The 19,300-nt window shown below is 74.0% G+C and carries 18 protein-coding genes and 1 tRNA gene; 11 read left to right on the top strand and 8 right to left on the bottom strand.

The features are described from left to right. Nucleotides 1-48 precede the first annotated feature (48 nt). Complete coding sequence (locus EAO73_RS01685; protein ID WP_147969656.1) at nt 49-729, bottom strand: ABC transporter ATP-binding protein; 681 nt, start codon at nt 727-729, stop codon at nt 49-51. After that, nucleotides 726-1,799 (bottom strand): ABC transporter permease, encoded by a 1,074-nt coding sequence (locus EAO73_RS01680; RefSeq protein WP_147969655.1) that lies wholly within the window; start codon nt 1,797-1,799, stop codon nt 726-728. The genes EAO73_RS01685 and EAO73_RS01680 overlap by 4 nt, the downstream gene beginning before the upstream one ends. A 110-nt stretch (nt 1,800-1,909) precedes the next feature. On the opposite strand from EAO73_RS01680, the gene EAO73_RS01675 reads away from it, so the two are divergent. Beyond that, complete coding sequence (locus tag EAO73_RS01675; protein WP_147969654.1) at nt 1,910-3,112, top strand: sensor histidine kinase; 1,203 nt, start codon at nt 1,910-1,912, stop codon at nt 3,110-3,112. After that, on the top strand, nt 3,109-3,741 hold the full coding sequence (locus EAO73_RS01670) for a response regulator (RefSeq protein ID WP_147969653.1): 633 nt from the start codon (nt 3,109-3,111) through the stop codon (nt 3,739-3,741). Before EAO73_RS01675 ends, EAO73_RS01670 begins: the two co-directional genes overlap by 4 nt. 11 nt (nt 3,742-3,752) lie before the next feature. Here EAO73_RS01670 and EAO73_RS01665 read toward each other — a convergent pair whose 3' ends face one another. Beyond that, entirely contained in the window at nt 3,753-4,067 is a 315-nt protein-coding gene (locus tag EAO73_RS01665) for a DUF5955 family protein (RefSeq protein ID WP_147969652.1), read from the bottom strand. A gap of 183 nt (nt 4,068-4,250) precedes the next feature. On the opposite strand from EAO73_RS01665, the gene EAO73_RS01660 reads away from it, so the two are divergent. The 4 genes from EAO73_RS01660 (at nt 4,251) to EAO73_RS01650 (ending at nt 7,980) form a co-directional block, all read left to right on the top strand. Next, nucleotides 4,251-4,844, top strand: a complete 594-nt coding sequence (locus EAO73_RS01660) for an NTP transferase domain-containing protein (protein WP_147969651.1) — start codon at nt 4,251-4,253, stop codon at nt 4,842-4,844. Nucleotides 4,845-5,076: 232 nt separating this feature from the next. Next, nucleotides 5,077-6,696 carry a malate synthase A gene (gene aceB, locus EAO73_RS01655; protein ID WP_147969650.1) on the top strand — a complete coding sequence of 540 codons (1,620 nt, stop codon included), beginning with the start codon at nt 5,077-5,079 and terminating at the stop codon, nt 6,694-6,696. A 182-nt stretch (nt 6,697-6,878) separates the two neighbouring features. Continuing rightward, on the top strand, nt 6,879-7,022 hold the full coding sequence (locus tag EAO73_RS35825; protein WP_191133896.1) for a hypothetical protein: 144 nt from the start codon (nt 6,879-6,881) through the stop codon (nt 7,020-7,022). Nucleotides 7,023-7,230: 208 nt separating this feature from the next. Continuing rightward, on the top strand, nt 7,231-7,980 hold the full coding sequence (locus EAO73_RS01650; protein ID WP_147969649.1) for a hypothetical protein: 750 nt from the start codon (nt 7,231-7,233) through the stop codon (nt 7,978-7,980). A 50-nt stretch (nt 7,981-8,030) separates the two neighbouring features. On the opposite strand, the gene EAO73_RS01645 is transcribed toward EAO73_RS01650, so the two are convergent. The 4 genes from EAO73_RS01645 to EAO73_RS01630 all read right to left on the bottom strand — a co-directional run bounded on the left by EAO73_RS01645 (nt 8,031) and on the right by EAO73_RS01630 (nt 12,966). After that, nucleotides 8,031-8,936 (bottom strand): sucrase ferredoxin, encoded by a 906-nt coding sequence (locus tag EAO73_RS01645; RefSeq protein WP_147969648.1) that lies wholly within the window; start codon nt 8,934-8,936, stop codon nt 8,031-8,033. Beyond that, nucleotides 8,933-10,144, bottom strand: coding sequence for a cupin domain-containing protein (locus tag EAO73_RS01640; RefSeq protein ID WP_147969647.1), 1,212 nt, complete (start codon nt 10,142-10,144; stop codon nt 8,933-8,935). Before EAO73_RS01640 ends, EAO73_RS01645 begins: the two co-directional genes overlap by 4 nt. Further along, nucleotides 10,141-10,530 carry a BatC protein gene (locus EAO73_RS01635; protein ID WP_132900964.1) on the bottom strand — a complete coding sequence of 130 codons (390 nt, stop codon included), beginning with the start codon at nt 10,528-10,530 and terminating at the stop codon, nt 10,141-10,143. Before EAO73_RS01635 ends, EAO73_RS01640 begins: the two co-directional genes overlap by 4 nt. Before the next feature lie 147 nt (nt 10,531-10,677). After that, nucleotides 10,678-12,966 (bottom strand): glycosyl hydrolase family 18 protein, encoded by a 2,289-nt coding sequence (locus EAO73_RS01630; protein WP_147969646.1) that lies wholly within the window; start codon nt 12,964-12,966, stop codon nt 10,678-10,680. A gap of 211 nt (nt 12,967-13,177) precedes the next feature. Between EAO73_RS01630 and EAO73_RS01625 the strand changes: the two genes are divergently transcribed. The 5 genes from EAO73_RS01625 to EAO73_RS01605 all read left to right on the top strand — a co-directional run bounded on the left by EAO73_RS01625 (nt 13,178) and on the right by EAO73_RS01605 (nt 18,644). Continuing rightward, a tRNA-Cys gene (locus tag EAO73_RS01625) sits at nt 13,178-13,253 on the top strand. 107 nt (nt 13,254-13,360) lie between these two features. Further along, nucleotides 13,361-14,494, top strand: a complete 1,134-nt coding sequence (locus EAO73_RS01620; protein ID WP_147969645.1) for a gala protein — start codon at nt 13,361-13,363, stop codon at nt 14,492-14,494. Further along, on the top strand, nt 14,491-16,248 hold the full coding sequence (locus tag EAO73_RS01615) for an ankyrin repeat domain-containing protein (protein ID WP_147969644.1): 1,758 nt from the start codon (nt 14,491-14,493) through the stop codon (nt 16,246-16,248). The genes EAO73_RS01620 and EAO73_RS01615 overlap by 4 nt, the downstream gene beginning before the upstream one ends. Nucleotides 16,249-16,253: 5 nt before the next feature. Next, entirely contained in the window at nt 16,254-17,459 is a 1,206-nt protein-coding gene (locus EAO73_RS01610) for an AAA family ATPase (protein WP_191133913.1), read from the top strand. A 3-nt stretch (nt 17,460-17,462) separates the two neighbouring features. Next, a complete protein-coding gene (locus EAO73_RS01605; RefSeq protein WP_147969642.1) occupies nt 17,463-18,644 on the top strand; it encodes a DUF2201 family putative metallopeptidase in 1,182 nt (393 codons plus the stop codon). 43 nt (nt 18,645-18,687) lie between these two features. Here the strand turns inward: EAO73_RS01605 and EAO73_RS01600 are convergent. Then, a partial coding sequence (locus EAO73_RS01600; RefSeq protein WP_147969977.1) for a fibronectin type III domain-containing protein occupies nt 18,688-19,300 on the bottom strand: 613 nt, incomplete at its 5' end.

Genomic DNA, 19,300 nt, shown 5'->3' with positions numbered 1-19,300 from the left:
ACCGTAAGGCGGGCCCGGACCTCCGAGAGGTCCGGGCCCGCCCGCGTTTCAGGTCGGCGCCGGGACCGTGAGCCGGCCGTCGAGCATCGTGACCGTCCGGTCCACGCGGTCCAGGTGGGTGCGGTCGTGGGTGACCAGGACCGTCGCGGTGGACCGCTGCCGGGTCAGCGAGACCAGCAGGTCCAGGACGGCCGCCCCGCGCTCGTGGTCCAGCGCGCTGGTCGGCTCGTCGACGAGCAGCAGGGCCGGGTCGTTCATCAGGGCGCGGGCGATGTTGATCCGCTGGCGCTGGCCGCCGGAGAGCTGGTGGGGCCTGCGGCCGGCCTGCCCGCCGAGGCCGACCGCGTCGAGCAGGTCGAGCGCCCGCGCGCGGGCCGCCCCGGCCCGGCCGCCCGAGAGGTGCGTCATGACCTGGAGCTGTTCGACGGTGGTCAGGGACGGCAGCAGGTTGGGCTGCTGGAAGACGATCCCGATCCGCTCGCGGCGCAGCGCCGCCTTCTCCGCACGCCCGAGGCCCGTGGTGTCCGTACCGGCGACGACGACCGCGCCGGCGTCCGGGGCGACCAGCGTCGCGGCCACCGCGAGGAGGCTCGACTTGCCGGAGCCGGACGGGCCGACGACGGCGGTGAGGGTGCCGGCGGGCACGTCGAGCGCGACGCGGTCCAGCGCGGTGAGGCGCCCGTCGCCGTCCGGGTAGGTGAGGGTGACATCGGTGAGCGTGAGGGTCATCGGGCACTCCCGAGCGCGGTGAGCGGGTCGACGGCGGTGATCCGCCGGATGGACAGGGCGGCCCCGGCCGCGCCGAGGGCGGTCATCACGGCGGCCGGGACGAGGACCGTCGCCGCGTCCAGGACGAAGGGCACGGCCCCGCCGGCGACCAGGGCCCCGATGCCGGAGGCGAGGGCGGCGCCCAGCCCCGTACCGAGAACGAGCATCACGACGGCCTGTCCGAGCGCGTCCCTGAGCAGATACGGGGTGGAGGCGCCCAGCGCCTTGAGGACGGCGACGTCTCCGCTGCGCTGGATCGTCCAGACGGTGAAGAACGCGCCGATGACCAGGGCGGAGATGGCGAAGAGGAAGCCGCGCATCAGCTGGAGCGAGCCGTTCTCGGCCTGGTAGGAGCCGATCGCGGTCAGGGAGTCGTCCAGCGTGAGCGTGCGGGTGCCCGCCGCCCGGTCACCGGCGGCCAGATCGGCGGAGCCCGTGGTGGTCAGCGCGATCACCGTGGCGCCGCCGTCCGCGTGCCCGGCCCGCTGCCAGTCACCGAGGTCGGTCCACACGACCGGGGTGTGGCTGTACGAGGCATCACCCGCGACGGCGGCCACGGTGACCTCCCGGTCGCCGAGCCCCAGCCGCTCGCCCTTGCGCACGCCCAGCTCGTCGGCGCCCGCGCGCGAGAGCACCGCCTCGCCGGGGCCGACCCCGGCGGGCGCCAGACTGCCGCCCGGCTCGACGCCGAACGCGGAGACGGCGGCGGTGCGCTTCCCCGTACCGGCCGTGGCGTTCAGGGTGCGGATGCCGAGCGGCTGCGCGGCCTCCACGCCGGGCCGCCCGGCCCAGGCGCGCCAGGCGGACTCCTCGACGGACGAGTCGGTGAAGGACACCGACCGGCCGTCCGGCGGGGCGGCGAACGCCAGGTGGTCGGCGTTCAGCCCGGTGACGGCCGAGGTGTTCTCCCGGGCCAGCCCGGCGGTCAGGCCGGACAACAGGCCCACGAGCAGTGTGATCAGCACGACCACCGCGCCCATCAGCGCGAACCGGCCCTTGGCGAACCGTAGATCTCTCCATGCGACGAACATGGCTCCAGCGTCGTTCCGTCCGGGCCGGGAGACATCGCCCCCGGGCTGGTGACGACATCAACCTTTCGATTGACCGGTCCGGGGCGGCCCGCGCCTACGCTGGATCCATCATGGAAACGCGCGTTCACCCCCCGGTCGCCGCCGCGCTGCGGCTGTGTCTGCACGGGCTGATGCTGGGCCTGCTGGCCCTCGCCGCCGCCAAGGCGTACGGGGACGGCGGCCCGCATCCCGGCGCGGTGACCGCTCTCGCCTGTGTACTGGCGGCGGTGTACGTGGCCGGCGCGGCGGCCGGGTCCGTGCAGCCGGGGACCCGGGCGGGCGCCGCATGGCTCGCGTTGCTCGGTCTGCTGTGGGCGGTGCTGCTGGTCCTGTCCCCCGACGCGCTGTGGGTGGCCTTCCCTCTCTACTTCCTCCAGCTGCACCTGCTGCCGATCCGCTGGAGCCTGCCCGCCGTGGTGGCGACGGCGGCGGCCGCCATCGCGAGCTTCCTGCTCCACGGGCAGGCGGTCACACCCGGCCCGTTCATCGGTCCGCTGCTGGGCGCGGCCGTCGCCGTGGCCACGGTCCTGGGCTACGAGGCGCTGTTCCGGGAGAGCGAGCGGCGCCGCGAGCTCATCGAGGAGCTGGTCGCGACCCGCGCGGAGCTGGCCGAGGCGGAGCGCACCGCCGGCACCCTCGCCGAGCGGGAGCGGCTGGCCCGCGAGATCCACGACACCCTCGCCCAGGGCCTGTCCTCCATCCAGCTCCTGCTGCGCGCCGCCGAGCGCACCCTGCCCGAGGACGCACCGGCCACCGCCCATGTGCACCGGGCGCGCGAGGCGGCGCAGGACAACCTCGCCGAGGCCCGCCGCTTCGTCCGCGCCCTGACCCCGCCCGACCTGGAGAACGGCTCCCTGACCGCTGCCCTCGAACGCCTCTCGGCCCGTAGCACCACGCCCGCGCTCACCGTGCAGTTCGCGGTCAGCGGCACACCGGTCGAACTGCCGACGCCGTACGAGGTGGCGCTGCTGCGGACCGCCCAGTCGGCGCTGGCGAACACCGTGCGGCACGCGGGGGCCCGGCGGGCGGAGATCACGCTGAGCTTCATGGACACCTCGGTGGCGCTGGACGTGGTCGACGACGGACGCGGCTTCGCGCAGGACGCCCCCGCGCGCGCCTCCACGGCGTCCGGCGGCTTCGGGCTGCCCGCGATGCGCTCCCGGGCCCGCTCGCTCGGCGGCACCCTGAGCGTCGAGTCGGCGCCCGGCCAGGGCACCGCCGTCGCGCTGACGCTGCCGCTCCCGGTGGGCCGGACCGGGCGGGACGCGGCATGAGCGCGCCCGTACGGCTGCTGCTCGCCGACGACCATCCGGTGGTCCGGGCGGGGCTGCGGGCCGTCCTGGACACCGAGCCGGACTTCCGGGTGGTCGCGGAGGCCGCCACCGCCGAGGAGGCCGTCGCCCGTGCGGCCGCGGGCGGGCTGGACGTCGTGCTGATGGACCTCCAGTTCGGCGCCGGGATGCACGGCTCGCAGGCCACGGCCGCGATCACGGCGGCGCCGGACGCGCCCCGGGTGCTGATTCTGACGACGTACGACAGCGACGCGGACATCCTGGCCGCGGTCGAGGCGGGGGCGGCGGGCTATCTGCTGAAGGACGCGCCGCCCGAGGAGCTGGCCGCGGCGGTCCGCACGGCGGCGGCCGGGCGCTCGGCCCTGGCCCCGGCGGTCGCGCACCGGCTGATGGACCGGATGCGCACCCCCGCCCAGGCGCTCACCAAGCGCGAGCTGGAAGTGCTGCAACTGGTCGGCGAGGGCCTGTCGAACGCCGAGATCAGCAAGCGGCTCTTCCTGAGCCAGGCGACCGTGAAGTCCCATCTGGTCCACATCTACGCCAAGCTCGGCGTCGACTCGCGCACGGCCGCCGTGGCGGCGGCGACGGCCCGCAGGCTGATCCGTCGCTGAGCCCGCCGGGGTCAGCGGCGCGGCGGCTCGCCGAAGAGGTCGACGGCGACCCGCACGTCCCGCAGCGCCGACGCCAGGGCGCTGACCGAACCGATCGCCCCCGCGATCAGCAGCAGTGAGCGGCGCAACCGGGGGATCTCGGGCGTCCCGCTGAGCGCCATGGCGTCCAGCGCCGCCAGCTCGTCCTCGGCGATGGCGCGGTCGGGGAACTGCGCGGGGTGGCCGGCCAGGGCCCGCCGGAGCCGGGAGACCGCCGTGCGCAGCTCCGCGACTCTGGGGTCCTCACCGCTGCCGGTCACCCGCTCCTGCCCGACGCTCTTCAACAAAGCTCCCCCTCGCACACCTTTGTGCCAGTGTTCCGACCGGTTCCCGGACCGTGGTCAAGTGTCCGGGAGTGCGGGCAAGTTAACGCCATAAAAGGTGCCGGGCGCCACTCCGCGTACGTAACACACGCCGTACGGGTACGAGCCGGTGCGCGTTGACGGCCGCGGTGGGGTATCCAGGGCGGTATGACACATGCACACATCGCCGGGCTGCTGCTCGCCGCGGGCGGCGGCCGGCGGCTCGGCGGACGCCCGAAGGCCCTGCTGGAACACCGTGGCCGCCCGCTCGTGGAGCACGCGGTGCGCACCCTGCGCGAGGGCGGCTGCGGCCTGGTCCACGTGGTGCTCGGCGCGGCGGCCGACGAGGTGCGGGCGCGGGCGGATCTGGCCGGCTGCGCGGTGAGCGTCAACCCGGAGTGGACCGAGGGCATGGGCTCCTCGCTGCGGACGGGGCTCGGCGCGCTCGCGGGCACGGGGGCGGACGCGGCGCTCGTGCTGCTGGTCGACCAGCCGGGCATCGACGCGCGGGCGGTGGCCCGGGTGTGCGCGGCGTACCGGGACCGGACGAGCCTGGTGGCGGCCTCGTACGCGGGGGAACGCGGCCATCCGGTGCTGTTCGGGGCGGACCTGTGGGCGGACATCGCGGCGGGTGCGGTGGGCGACCAGGGAGCTCGCGCCTATCTGCGGGAGCAGCGGGCGCAGCTGCGGCTCGTCGAGTGCGCCGACGTGGCACAGGCGTACGACATCGACACCCCGGCGGACCTCTCGCACCTGGAGTGAGGGCCCTGGCACGCTGCGCCAACAAGCGGGCGGTTGTGTCGACCCGAAGAATCTCGACGTCAACAAACCATTGAACTTCCACCATGAGGAAACTACTATCCACTGATCAGAAGCCCTCTGCACCTCAGACGGCGGCCACAGCCGTATCCCGGAGCCCTGGCACGCCGTGCCGAATCGGGTGGCCCGGCGGCCGTGACGCCGTCCGCACCGCCCGCTGAAGGAGTGACAGCTCATGTCCGCACCAGCGCCGTCCTCGCTGGCCATCGTCGATGCCGAGCCCCTGCCCCGGCAGGACGAGGTCCTCACCCCCGCGGCCCTCGCGTTCGTGGCCGAGCTGCACCGCCGGTTCACGCCCCGGCGCGACGAGCTGCTCGCCCGCCGCGGTGAGCGCCGTGCCGAGATCGCCCGCACCTCCACGCTGGACTTCCTGCCGGAGACCGCGGCGATCCGTGCGGACGACTCCTGGAAGGTCGCGCCGGCCCCGGCCGCGCTGAACGACCGCCGGGTGGAGATCACCGGTCCGACCGACCGCAAGATGACCATCAACGCCCTGAACTCGGGCGCGAAGGTCTGGCTCGCCGACTTCGAGGACGCCTCGGCCCCCACCTGGGAGAACGTGGTCCTCGGCCAGCTCAACCTGATGGACGCGTACAACCACTCCATCGACTTCACCGACCCGAAGTCCGGCAAGTCCTACGCGCTGAAGCCGGCCGACGAGCTGGCGACCGTCGTCACCCGCCCGCGCGGCTGGCACCTGGACGAGCGCCACCTCCAGCTCGACGGCACCCCGGTGCCCGGCGCGCTGGTCGACTTCGGCCTCTACTTCTTCCACAACGCCCAGCGCCTGATCGACCTCGGCAAGGGCCCGTACTTCTACCTGCCGAAGACGGAGTCGCACCTGGAGGCCCGCCTCTGGAACGACATCTTCGTCTTCGCCCAGGACGAGCTGGGCATCCCGCAGGGCACCGTCCGCGCCACGGTCCTGATCGAGACGATCACCGCCGCGTACGAGATGGAGGAGATCCTCTACGAGCTGCGCGACCACGCCTCCGGGCTGAACGCGGGCCGCTGGGACTACCTCTTCTCCATCGTCAAGAACTTCCGTGACGGCGGCGCCAAGTTCGTCCTGCCGGACCGCAACGCCGTGACGATGACCGCCCCGTTCATGCGGGCGTACACCGAGCTCCTCGTCCGCACCTGCCACAAGCGCGGCGCCCACGCCATCGGCGGCATGGCGGCCTTCATCCCGTCCCGCCGCGACGCCGAGGTCAACAAGGTCGCCTTCGAGAAGGTCAAGGCCGACAAGGACCGCGAGGCGAACGACGGCTTCGACGGCTCCTGGGTCGCCCACCCCGACCTCGTCCCGATCGCCATGGCCTCCTTCGACGCGGTCCTCGGCGAGAAGCCGAACCAGAAGGAGCGCCTGCGCGAGGACGTCTCCGTGGCGCCCGGCGACCTGATCGCCATCGACACCCTGCACGCCAAGCCCACGTACGACGGCCTGCGCAACGCCGTCGCCGTCGGCATCCGCTACATCGAGGCCTGGCTGCGCGGCATGGGCGCGGTCGCCATCTTCAACCTGATGGAGGACGCCGCCACCGCCGAGATCTCGCGCTCGCAGATCTGGCAGTGGATCAACGCGGACGTGGTCTTCGAGAACGGCGAGCACGCCACCGCGGACCTGGCCCGCAAGGTCGCCGCCGAGGAACTGGCCGCGATCCGCGCGGAGATCGGCGAGGAAACCTTCGCCGCCGGCCAGTGGCAGGAGGCCCACGACCTCCTCCTCCAGGTCTCCCTGGACCAGGACTACGCGGACTTCCTGACGCTGCCGGCGTACGAGCGGCTGCGCTGACTCCGGTCGCATACCCATCCGCTCCCGGTGCCGTGCGGCGCCGGGAGCGGTCGTCGGGGTGGACGCGGCCCGGACGCATGGGCCTGCTTTCTCCCCGCCCGCGCCAAGGACCAGCATCGAGCAGGGCTTCCCGGACGGACGCGACCGGGTACACCCCGCAGTAGACGGTGTGCTGCCTGACCATGTTCCGGCCGGGACTCCGCCGCCGTACGGGATGCCCGTCCTCCCACGGCAGCGGGCGCCCGGACTCCACGGGGTACATGCCGTTCGGCGGCGAGGCCTTCTCCACCTTCTGCGGGCTGAACATCTCCACCGCCCGCCAGTAGCGCACGATGTCCGCCCTGCGCCGCCGCTCGCCGCCATACGGCCCGCCCCCTCGTTCCGGTCCGCCAGGAACGATCACCCCGGTCTGCACGGCTGTCGTGATGCCCTGGCCCCGAATCCTGTCCGCCGGATAGTGTGATCGCCGAGGCCGAGTTGACCAACTCCGGTGAACTACACCGGTGTTGAGTACCGGCGCCGGGGGGAGAGCTCATGGCTGGTTGGTGGCGAAAGAAGTCCCCGCCGGAGAAGGGCGTGCCGGTGACCGGCGAGCCGGACTTCTCGGCCGGGTCGGTACGCGGCACGCTGCCCGCGCATATCGACGGACCTGGCGGGCGGCGGGCGGTGACGCTCGCCGTGCACGATGACGGCGTAGTGCTGACCGACGGCGATGAGCGCCGCGCCTACCAGTGGTCTGAGGTCGCCCACCTGTGGCACGCCAACGACATGGACGGCGAAGCGGCCGACGGTGTGATGATTACGAAGTGGCTGCATGAGCTGCTGCTGGAGTTCACCGACGGCACGGTCGTGGGCTCACTGCTGGCCGACCCGCCCGTCACCACGCCGGAGCCCGCCTTCCGCACCGGCCGGTTGTCGTCCTCGCCGCCCTCTGCCATCGCGTCGCTGATGCAGCGCGTCAACACTCCGGTGACCGAACTGCATCTCGCCAGGGCCAAGGCGACACTCGCGACCGGCGGCCAGGTGGTTTTCGGCCCACTGACCGCCACGGCGGACGGGCTGCACCATGACGGCACGAGGATCCCCTGGCACACCATCACCTCATGCCACTACGGCTTCGTCATCTTCTCCGAGGACGAGGAGGAACTGGGCGCGATGCTCCGCATGGAGTACGAGGTCGACGGCGGCGCGCACGGATTCCCGTTCGCCTGGCTGCGGATACCGGCGCTCGACGTCCCGGACCTGGATGTCCTGGTGCGGCTCGCCGAGGAGAACCGCACCTGAGCAGCGGTGGCCCGGCCACGATCGGCCGCACCACCGCACGGGGCCCCGTCTCAGCCCGCCCGGATCGACGTGACCTCGTGAACCATCGCCGCGCTCGTGGCCAGGCCGTTGCAGGTGAGTTGGCGGGGCGGGGTGCGGTGGGCGGTGACCTCCACGTCGTAGGCCGTCGTGCTCGGGGCGGGGCCGGTGAGGCGGATCAGCCAGTGGGGGCCCGCGCGGGTGGTGCCGGTGACCGTGTAGGCGTGGCGGGCGGCCGGGCCGTAGCGGGCGAGTACGGCGGCGAGGGCCGCCTGCTGGGCCGGGAAGAGATCGGTGTAGCCGCGCAGGTGCTCGGCGTCGACGCACCCCGCGAGGTGCCGTTCGACGACGGCGACGGACGAAGCGGCGTCCAGGCCGCCGTAGTAGACGCCGTCGGGCGCGACCAGCACATTGGCGGCGAAGCGGTCGCCGCCCACATGCGTGCACTCCCACACCAGGTCCGGCCACCGCTCGCTCAGCGCGCCGGCCACCGGACGCCCGCGCAGGGCGCAGCAGGTGTCGTGCCGGCCGTGGGTGCAGACGAGGACGACCGGTGGGAGGCCCGTCTCCCCCGGCTCCCCGGGTGCTTCGAGTACGTCGGCGATCCTGGCCAGGTCCTCGTCACGCTCCCAGGTGCCCCACTGCTGGCGGTGGGCGCCGGTGGCGTCGTACCGCAGTACGGCCCAGCGCCGGGGGCCGGCGTCCCCCGCTCGGCGGCCGTGGCGTCTGATCAGGAGGATGCGGGCGCGGACCGCGCGGGCCGCCTCGAAGAGGAGCTCCTTGGCGCCGGGGTCGAGCGCGAGGCCGTCGTAGCCGTTGGCCGGCCACGGCGCGTGGTATTCGACGAGCACCCAGACGAGGCCGTACGGCGCCGTGCCCGGGAGCGCGTCGCCGCGGGCCCGCGCCGCGTCGGCGCAGAAGAAGCGTTCCGTTCTCACTGCGCGGCCGGGACGAGGACGCCCGCGCGCAGCAGCCTCCCCGCGCAGGCGAGGCCGAGGTCGCCGGCGGTGCGCACCTCGCCGGCGAGCAGGCGGTCCAGGGCCGGCAGGTCGGCGTCCGGGAAGTCGAGCCAGCCCACCCGGGTCACCAGGCGCCTGCCTTCGAGGCGGGCCTCCAGCGCGTCGCGCAGCCGGACCGGGGTGCCGGGGCCGAGCCCGTCCACGGCGGCGAGCTGGGCCAGCGGGCCGAGCGGTGCGGGGCGGGCCTGGGCGCGCCGGGTGCGGTGGAAGTGCGGCACGGGGTCGGCCGCGGCGAGGGCCGCGCGCAGGCGTTCGCGTACGGGGGCGGCCTCGGCGGCCGGGTCCGTCACGCCGAGCGGCAGGGAGCCGCGCATCCACGGGTCCTCGCGCAGGTCCGCCAGCACGGCACGCATGAGCTGTTCGGCCAGGGCGTACCGGGTCCAGGCGTGCACGCCGAGCGTCAGGTGGACCGAGACCTCGCCCTGCGCCTCGGCGGCGTGGAGCCAGCCGCGCGGCAGGTAGAGGACGTCGCCCGGTGCCAGCACGGTGTCGAGATACGGCTCGCCCCGGGCGGCCTCGGTGACGACCCCCCGGTGGTCGGTCCAGGGCTGGTCGCGCAGGGGGTCGGGGTGCACGGGCGGGTGGACGATCCAGCGCTTGGTGCCCTCGATCTGGAGCACGAAGACGTCGTGGACGTCGTAGTGGGCGTCGAAGCCCCGGTTCTGCGGCGGGGTGACGTAGGCGTTGGCCTGCACCGGGTGGCCGAGTTCGGCGGCGAGCGCGGCGGTGAAGTCGCCCACGGGGGCCCAGGTGCGGTGGAGGGCCTGCAGGACCAGGGTGGCGCCGTCGGCGAACTCCCGCCACAGCGCGGTGTCGTCGGCCTGGTCGGCGATGGTGGCGCCCGCCCCGGCGGGCGAGGTGAACGAGGCCTCGGGCAGCGTGGCCCCGTTCTTCGCGACGCGGAGGAACGGCGTACGCAGTCCGCGCCGCGAGACGAGTTCGTCGACGGCGCCTGCCGAGAAGAGGTCGGAGAAGTCGCCGGCCCGGCGGGTGAGCAGGGCCGTGCGGGCCCAGATGTCACGGGCGAACGCCTCCCGGCTCGTGCCGGGCGTCAGACGTGACTCCAGGACCCCGGGCAGCGCGTTCGCGGCCCGGAGGTCCTGGATGCCGGCCGGGGACGTACTCAAGAACGGTCCGCGCCGCCGTCGGCGCCGCCGTCGTGCACACCGGGGGTGCCTGCCGCGCCGCCGTCCGCAGGGCCTTCCGCCCCGCCGTCCGCGCCGCCGTCATGGACACCGGGCGTACCCGCCGCACCACCGTCCGCCGGACCCTCGGCGCCACCGTCCGCACCGCCGTCGTGCACGCCGGGCGTACCCGCCGCACCACCGTCGGCGGGACCTTCCGCCCCGCCGTCCGCGCCGCCGTCGTGGACGCCCGGCGTGCCCGCGGCACCGCCGTCCGCGGGACCTTCGGCCCCGCCGTCCGCGCCGCCGTCGTGGACGCCCGGCGTACCGGCCGCACCACCGTCCGCGGGGCCTTCCTGCTGGTTCGGGTCCTGGTCGGGACTGGTCATGGTTCCTCCCACGCATCGAATGGCTGGGGGCCGGACCCCGTACCGGATCCGGTGGTGAGGCACGGCGGTGCCACGAGGGGCACCGCCGCGACCAGCCTACCGCTATGTGCGGTAAGTCTCGATTTGAGGGAAATGAGCAGGTAGGCGCTACTTCAGTCCGTTGTCCAGGGCGCCCATCAGCGTGCCCTGGGTGGTGTCTCCCGACATCTCCCAGACCATGACGCCGAGCAGTCCCTTGTCCTTCACGTAGTCGGTCTTCTTTCCGATGGACCAGGTGTCGTCGAAGGACCACCACTGGCTTCCGGTGTAGCCGTACGTCGAGATGGACTGTTCGTCGTGATGGACCGTCATCGTCGGATAGGCACCGATGAGGTTGGAGTAGCCGCGGGTGCCGGCCTCCTCCGCGAACTGACCGGGGGCCGCTCCGCCGGCCGGCTGCCACTCGCCCGCGACGCCACCGTCGGTGACGCCCTGCCAGCCTCGCCCGTAGAAGGGGATGCCGAGGGTCAGCTTGCGCGGCTCGACGCCCGCGTCGGTGTACGCCTTGATGGCGCTGTCCGCGCTGAAGTGGAAGTCGTACGGGTCCTGGGTGTCGTTGTAGAGGTTGGCCTGGTGGCCGGTGCGGTTCGGCTCCCAGGAGTTGTCGCTGCCGGAGCCGTGGAAGTCGTAGCCCTGGACGTTGGCGACGTCGAGCGAGTCGAAGACCTTGGACAGGTCCCAGCCCTCGTCGATCTTCTGGGGGTCGGCGGGGGTGAAGGCGGTGAGGAGGCGGTGGCCGCCGCCCAGCGCGTCGAGCTGCTTGCGGAACTCGGCGAGCAGCAGGGTGAGGTTGTTCCTGTCGTCGGGCGAGTAGTGGTTGCCGGGGTGTCCGGTGCCGGTGCCGGGCCACTCCCAGTCGATGTCGAAGCCGTCGAAGATGCCGGCCGCGCTGCCCGGACCGCCCGCGCCGTTGTACTCGGGCAGGTTGCCCTTGATGTACATGTCGATGCAGGAGGAGACGAACTTCTTGCGGGCGGCGTCGGTGGCGGCGACGTCGGAGAAGTACTTGGAGTAGGTCCAGCCGCCGAGCGAGACCACGATCTTCAGGTCGGGGTGCAGCTTCTTCAGCTTCTTGAGCTGGTTGAAGTTGCCCCGCAGCTTGCCCCAGCCGTCGTCCGCGACACCGTCCACGGACTGGGAGGCGCTGAACGGACGGGCATAGTCGGCGTCCGCGTCGCCCGCTCCGGTGCCCTGCTCGGGGTCCTGCGGGTCGGCGGTCGTGCCCTTGGTGACGCCGTTGAGGCAGGTGAGGTTGTTGGGGTCGATGTTGGCGAAGGCGTAGTTGACGATGTCGAGCTTGGCCGCGGCGCCGGAGGTCTCCAGGTTCTTGACGAAGTACTGGCGGCCGTAGATGCCCCACTGGACGAAGTAGCCGACCTTCGCGTAGTTGCCGGCGCCGACGATGTCGTCGGTCTTCACGGTGAGGGCGTTGCTCGCGGGCGAGGCGTTGCCGGCGGGGTCCCGGGCCTTCACGGTGAAGGTGTACGAGGTGGAGGGCGAGAGGCCGCCGACGGTCGCCGTGGTCGTGGTGCCGGAGACCGTGGTGGCGAGGGCGGAGCCCCGGTAGATGTCGTAGGCGGCGACGCGCTGGTTGTCCGTCGACGCGGTCCAGGCGAGCGTCACGGACGAGGAGTCGGTGGCGGTGGAGCGCAGGGCGCCGGGGGCCGTCGGGGCGGAGGTGTCGGTGGCCGGGTCGACGGTCTTCACGGTCAGCGGGGCGCTCTCGGCGGAGACGTTGCCCCGGGTGTCCTTGGCCCGGACGGTGAAGGCGTAGGTGGTCGCCGGGGTCAGTCCGGTGACCGTCGCGGAGGTGGCCGCGGTGGCGGAGCCGACGACCTTGCCGCCCGCGAGGATGTCGTACGAGGCCACGGGGAAGTCGCCCGCGGTGGCGGCCGTCCAGGACAGCGACGCGGTACGGGCGGTGACATCGGTCTGCTTCAGCCCGCCGGGCACGCCCGGGGGCGCGTCCGCTGAGCCGTCGCACTTGTCGCCGTTGATCCGGCAGCCGGTCGGCGCCTTGATCGGGCCGGTGGCGACGAACCAGAAGCTGTACGGCTCGGTGGTGCTGTGCGCGGCGACCGTGCCGTTGTAGTGGGCGTTGACCGCCGTGAGGTGGCTGCCCTGGGTGGTGACGGTGCCGTTGTACGAGGAGCTGATGGCGACCCCGGCGGGCAGGTCGAACTCCAGGCTCCAGCCGGTGACGGCGGTGTCCGTGTCGTTGTGCAGGACGTAGGTGCCCTTCCACCAGGGGCCGTTGTCGGCGGAGGTGAAGGTCGCCGTGAGCTTGCCGGCCGCGTGCGCGGGGACGGCCTGCAGCGAGAGCAGGGTGAGGAGGAGACCGAGGACGGCGAGCAGCGCGGTCGCCGTCCTCCGTCTGAGTGTCAGGTGCTCGAACATGGTTCTCCCTTACGGCAGGGACCGGTGAGGCGGTCCTCGGGGAGGTGCGGATGTCGTGCCATGGAGCACACGGGAAGGTAATTGGTCTGGACCAAGCCGTCAAGAGGTACAGACCACTTGAGATTCGGACACAGGGACCCCCCTCGCGCCCCGGCAACTGATGGCGCAGGTGTGCGAATTGCCCGGTGTCATGGTTAGGATCATCGACGGCAAGGCTGTAGCGCAGAGGTCGTCGCGCCCAAGCAGCAAGCTGGAGGACGTCGGTTCGAATCCGACCTGTCTTGCCACCTTTTCGTAGAGGAGAGTCGACGGAGTCGGTTCGTCCCGAGCGGGCGGAGCGCACGGTCGCCCTCCCCCGCCGGGAACCGGCCCGACGGGGGACTGGGGAGAAGCGATGTCGCAGCCGATGCCGGTGCGCTGTCCGGCCATTGAACATCCGGACCTGCCCCTCGCCGACCCGGAACTGCTCGGCCCACTGCTCGACCGGCTGGCGGCGGCGGAGCCCGTCGGGGCCGACGAGACGTTCCCGCTGGGCGCGCTGCGGGCCGACGGCCGGGTCGACCTGTGCAAGCAGGGACTGGGCGCCGCCGGGGCGGTCCGGGTGATGCCCGCCGTCGCCCGGTCCGCGCACGCCACCCACGTCCTGCTCGGCACCAACTCCCTCGGGGACGAGGGCGCGTCGGCCGTCGCGGCTGCGGTCGGCGGCGACCACGGGCTGCACACGCTCTACCTCGGCTGCAACCGCATCGGCTCCGACGGGGCCGCCGCGCTCGCCGCCGCCCTGGCGGACGACGCCACCGTCCGGGCCCTCTGGCTCAAGCGCAACCCCCTCGGGGACGCCGGCGTCCGCGCCCTGGTCCCGATGCTGCGCCGCAACACCGCACTGCGCACCCTCGACCTGGTCAACACCGGCGTCACGGCCGACGGTCTTACGGCCCTGCTGGACGTCCTCACCACCCGGACGCGCCCCGTCGAGCGGCTGTTCCTCGGGGGCAACGGGCTCGGTGCCGCCGACGCGCCGCTGCTGGCCCGGCTGATCCTGGACGCCGGGGTGCGGGAGCTGTACCTGCCGTCCAACCACCTCGGCGACGAGGGCGCCGCCGTGCTCGCGGCCGCCGCCGACCCCGCCCGGCCCGTCCGCCTCGGTCTCGGCGGCAACGGGATCGGGCCCGCCGGAGCCCGCGCCCTCGCCGGCGCGCTCGACGGGATCGAGGCGCTGGACCTCGGCCGGCCGCCCTCGGAGCGCAGCCTCGGCGCCCCGCCCAACGTCACCGGCGACCTCGGCGCGGGCGCGCTGGCCGAGGCGCTGGCGGGCAGTCCGCTGCGCCGACTGGGACTCAGCCACACCGGGCTGACCGGTCGCGGGGCCAAGACCCTGCTCGCCGCGGTCGAGCCCGGTTCCCGGCTGGAGTACGTGGGGCTCGGCCCGGGGCTGCCGCGCCGGGTGAAGCGGTCCTTCGCGACGCTGCTGCGCCCGGACGGCGGCGCCCACGCCGATCTGCGGGCGGTCAGGAGTCTGTACCGATGAGCCCCCGGGACGCCGTATGGTTCCTCGGCTCGCAGGACGCGGCGAGCTGGCGCCAGGTCCGCCGCTACGCGGTGCCGCGCACCATGATCGAGGCCGTGGCCGCGCGCCGGGCGGCCGGTGACTGGCAGGGGGCCTGCGCGGCGGCCGGCTTCGATGTGCGCATCGACCTCGCGAAGGTCGCCGACCGCTACGGCACCCCGGTGGCCGAGGCCGTTCTGGACGACCTCCGCGACCTGGTGCCGGACCTGCTGCGCTGGCATCTGCCGCGGATCCTCGCCGGACGCTCGACGCTGGCCACCGACCGGACCGTGCTCCTCGCGGGCTACGCCTCCGGGGCGGAGGGCCCGGACGCCGGCACCGCGTACCTCCAGCTGCGGACCGTACCCATGGTCGACGGCCCCCAGCGGGTCCTGCTCCGGGTCGGCCCGCAGCGCAGCCGGGCCGCTTCCGGCGGCACCGACGACTGGCGGAGCCTCGGGCACCTGTGGCGCGCGAGCCGGGCCGGCGAACTGCGCGAACGGTCCGGCGGCCTGGACCGGTTGCCGTTCCTCGACACCGGCGGCTCACCGCTCCCGGAGGACCGGCTGCCGGACCGGGACCCGGGCGCCGGGGACCCGGTGGGCCGTGCCGAGTGGCTGCACCTGGTGTACCGGGAGGGCCGGGTCGCCGACGCGCTGGCGGAGGCGGGGATCGAGTGGGATCCGACGCCTCCGGAGATGCCCTCGTACTACCGGACCGCCCCCGAATCGATCGTGTCCGCCCTGAACCTGGACCTGGCCCGGCTGGAGGCGGAGGTCCGCCGCTTCGCCGCGCTCGGCACGGCACAGCAATTCCAGATCGGCCAGGACTGGCGGGCGCGCGCCCTGCTCGACTTCACCCGTCCGGGACCCGGCGGCCGGATGCGGATCAGGATCGTCGACCGCGAGGCGGCCGGGAGCGCGCCGTTCCTGCCCGCGGCGGTCTGGCGCAGGCTGCCCGACCTGGAGCTGCTGGCCGAGGGCATCGTGACCCCGTCCCAGCTGCACCCGATGGTGGGCGGGGCGCTCTTCCCCGGCCACGAGGGCCCGTTCGGCCCGCCGGAGCCCACTCCGCCCGCGCCGGTGCGGGTGCGGTGCCGGGGCGACTGGCACGAAGTGCGCTTCCAGGACGGGACACTCGCCTCGCCGCACACCCCGCAGGAGCGGCAGCGCGAGAACGCCCTGCGCGCGTTCGGCGGCGCGGTCACCGGCTGCTTCGCCGTGGAGCACGCCTGCCGCACCGGCACCGGCCGCCTCCCCAAGGCGCTCGCCGCCCAGCGCCGCGACCTCTTCCTGCGCGCCCAGCACGGGGACACCGCAGGCGTCGTGGCGCTCCTGGACGCGGGCGTCGATCCGCACCTCCGGGACGGCGGCCGGCACACGCTGCTCCATGTCCTGCCCCTGCTCGACCACACCGTGCTGCTGCCCCGGCTGCTGAAGGCAGGGCTGGACCTGGAGGCCCGGGACCACCGGCAGCGCACCCCGCTCAGCGTCGCGGTCTCGGGCCAGGGCCCGGCGGACCTCGTACAGGCGCTGCTCGACGCGGGCGCCCGCACCGACGTGACCGACCAGACGGAACTGTCGCTGGAGCAGATGATCCGCAAGTACCGGCGGACCGATCTGAGGTTCCTCGCGGAACGGGTGCTCGCGGCCCACCCGGACATCGGCGCGGAGTGGTGGGACGAGTGGGACGACGACGAGGACGAGAACGACGACGAGGAAGGTGAGGACGCGTGACCACCATGGCCTCCGGCGCCCCGGCACAGGCGGCCGCGCACCCGCTGGACGCCGCCGACGCGCTCAACCAGCGGCTGCGCGCCACCCGCACCGAGACCGTCGACAGCCCCCAGCTGGAGGCGCTGGCCCTCGCGGTGACCGCGAACCAGCCGGTCCTGCTGTGGGGCGAGCCGGGCATCGGCAAGTCGGCGGGGCTGGAACAGCTCGCGGCGGGCCTCGGCCTGGACCTGGAGACCGTGATCGCCAGCGTCCACGAGCCCTCCGACTTCGCCGGTCTGCCCGTCGTCGGTGACGACCCGGCCACGACCGGGGTACCGATGGCGCCGCCGGACTGGGCGGTCCGGCTGGCCCGTCGGGGTCAGGGGCTGCTGTTCTTCGACGAGTTGTCCTCCGCTCCCCCGGCCGTGCAGGCCGCCCTGCTCCGCGTCGTCCTGGAACGGCGGGTGGGCAGCCTGAAGCTGCCGGACGGCGTACGCATCGTCGCGGCCGCCAATCCGCCGTCGAGCGCGGCGGACGGCTGGCACCTCAGCCCGCCGCTCGCCAACCGCTTCGTGCACCTGCACTGGACGCACGACCCGCGCACCGTCGCCCGGGGCATGGCCGGCACCTGGCCCGAGGCCGCCGTCCCGGTCGTCGACCCCGCGAGGGCGGCCGGTGCGGTGGCGCGGGCCCGGGGCGCGGTCTCCGGCTTCCTCACCGCGCGGCCGGGCCTGGTCCACCATCTGCCCGAGGACGCGGAGAGCCGGGGCAGGGCCTGGCCGTCGCCCCGGACCTGGGACATGGCGCTGCGGCTGCTCGCCACCGGGTACGCGACCGGCACCGGCCGGGAGGCCGTCGCCGCCGCGCTGACCGGGGCCGTGGGGGACGGGGCGGGCATCGAGCTGCTTTCGTATCTGGAGAACCTCGACCTGCCCGACCCCGACCGGGTGCTGGCCGACCCGGACGCCTTCGCCCTGCCCGACCGCGGCGACCGGCAACTGGCCTTCCTGATCGCGGTGGTGGCCGCCGTCCAGGCCGAGCCGACCCGGCCCCGCTGGGAGGCGGGCTGGGCGGTGCTGGCGAAGGCCGTGGCGGCGGGGGTGCCGGATGTGGCGGCGCGGGCCGCGGTGGACCTGGCGTCGATGCGGGACACCGACTGGCCGGTGCCGGAGGGCATCGACGCCTTCCTGGAACTGCTCCAGCTCTCCGGCGCGCTGCCGGGGAGCGGCTGAGCCGTGCCCGTACCCGCGCGGCTGGACCACACCAAGCTGCTGGCCGCGCGCTACCGGGCGGCGAGCGAACGGCCCTATCTCGCCACGGCGTTGTACGCCCTGTCGGTGGTGGAGAGCGACCGGGTGCCGACCATGGGCGTGGACCGGCACTGGCGGTGCTATGTGTCGCCCGCCTTCGTCGAGCGCACGCCCGTCGCGGAGCTGGCCGGGGTGTGGGTGCACGAGGTCGCGCATCTTCTGCGCGACCACCACGGCAGGGCCGGCCGGCTCCCGGCAGCCGATCAGCGCGACGCGCACCGGGTCAACGTCGCCCAGGACTGCGAGATCAACGACGACCTGATCAGCGACGGTCTGGCGCTGCCCGAGGGGCGGATGGAGCCGGCGCTGTTCGGCCTCCCGAACGGGCAGCTCTTCGAGGCGTATCTCCCCGCGCTGCCGCCGGGCCCGCCGCCGCACAACTGCGGTTCGGGCGCGCACGGCCGTCCCGAACCGTGGGAGCTGGCCGGCCCGGACGGGCCGTCGCCGGTGAGCGCGACCGAGGCGGAGGCCCTGCGGCGCCGGACGGCGGAGGCGATGCGGGCGCACCGGCGCACCCGGGGCAACCTGCCGGAGGGCTGGCGGCGTTGGGCCGACGAGGTCCTGGAGCCGACCGTCGACTGGCGGCAGGCGCTGGCCGGCGCGGTACGGGAGGCGGCGGCCTGGGCCTCCGGGGCGGTGGACTACACCTACCGCCGCCCGTCCCGGCGCAGCGCCGCCCTGCGCGGCATCGTCCTGCCGAGCCTGCGGAGGCCGCTGCCCCGGGTGGCCGTCGTCGTCGACACCTCGGGCTCGATGGGCGAAGGGGAGCTGGCCGCCGCGCTGGGCGAGGTCACCGGCGTGCTCCGGGAGGTGGGCATCCGGGGCAACCGGGTCTCCGTACTGGCCTGCGACGCCGATGTGCACGCCGTCTCGCGCGTGACGTCCGCCGAGCAGATCACGCTCGGCGGGGGCGGCGGCACCGACATGCGGGTGGGCATCGCGAGGGCGCTGGCCGCCCCGGAGCGGCCCGGCATCGTGGTGGTCCTCACCGACGGCTGCACGCCCTGGCCCGACGAGTCGCCCTCGTGCCGGCTCATCGCCGCGCTCATCGGGACGGAGGCCCCGCAGCCGCCGTCGTGGATCGAGACGGTCCGGGTCCCCGGCTGACCCTCGGGACGGTCCGGGGCCCGGACTGTTCCCGGCGGATGCCTCAGTCCCCGAGCACCACCGTGCGTACGGCGGAGAAGTCGCCCCACGTGCCGTCCGGCAGCTTGGCGCGGATCTTCATCGTGTAGCGGGTGCCGCGCGGGTCGTTGACGGTGAGCCGGTAGTGCGCCCGGCCGGCGGGCGGCTCGCCTCCCCAGACGATGGTGGTCGTCAGCCGGCCGTTCATGTAGAGCTGGTACGCGGGGATCTTGCCGCCCGTCTCGGGCTGCTTCCAGTCCAGGTCGACGGCGTACTCCTTGCCGTCCGCCCCAGTGGTGATCCGCAGGTCGGTGGGGGCGGTGGAGGCGGGGGCGCCGGGGGCCGAAGCGGTGGTGATGTCGAGGCCGTCGCTGTCGGGCGAGGAGGTGTCGGCGGCGTCCCGGGCGCGGACCGTGAAGGTGTAGACGGTGCCGGGGCGCAGTCCGGTCAGCCGCGCGGTGGTCTGCGTACCGGGCACGCTGTGGATGCGTGAGCCCTCCTGGTAGATGTCGTACGCGGTGACGCCGACATCGTCCGTGGAGCCGCCCCAGGACAGGGTCGCGGCCCGGCTGCCGTCGGCCTTGCCGCGCAGCTTCACGGGCCGAGTGGGGGCCTCGTGGTCGGCCGGGGTCGGGGCG

The sequence above is a fragment of the Streptomyces sp. col6 genome (assembly GCF_008042035.1).
In the GTDB taxonomy this organism is placed as follows: domain Bacteria; phylum Actinomycetota; class Actinomycetes; order Streptomycetales; family Streptomycetaceae; genus Streptomyces.
The sequence above is the reverse complement of the archived record's forward strand: the minus strand, read 5'-3'. Positions and strand labels throughout refer to the sequence as shown.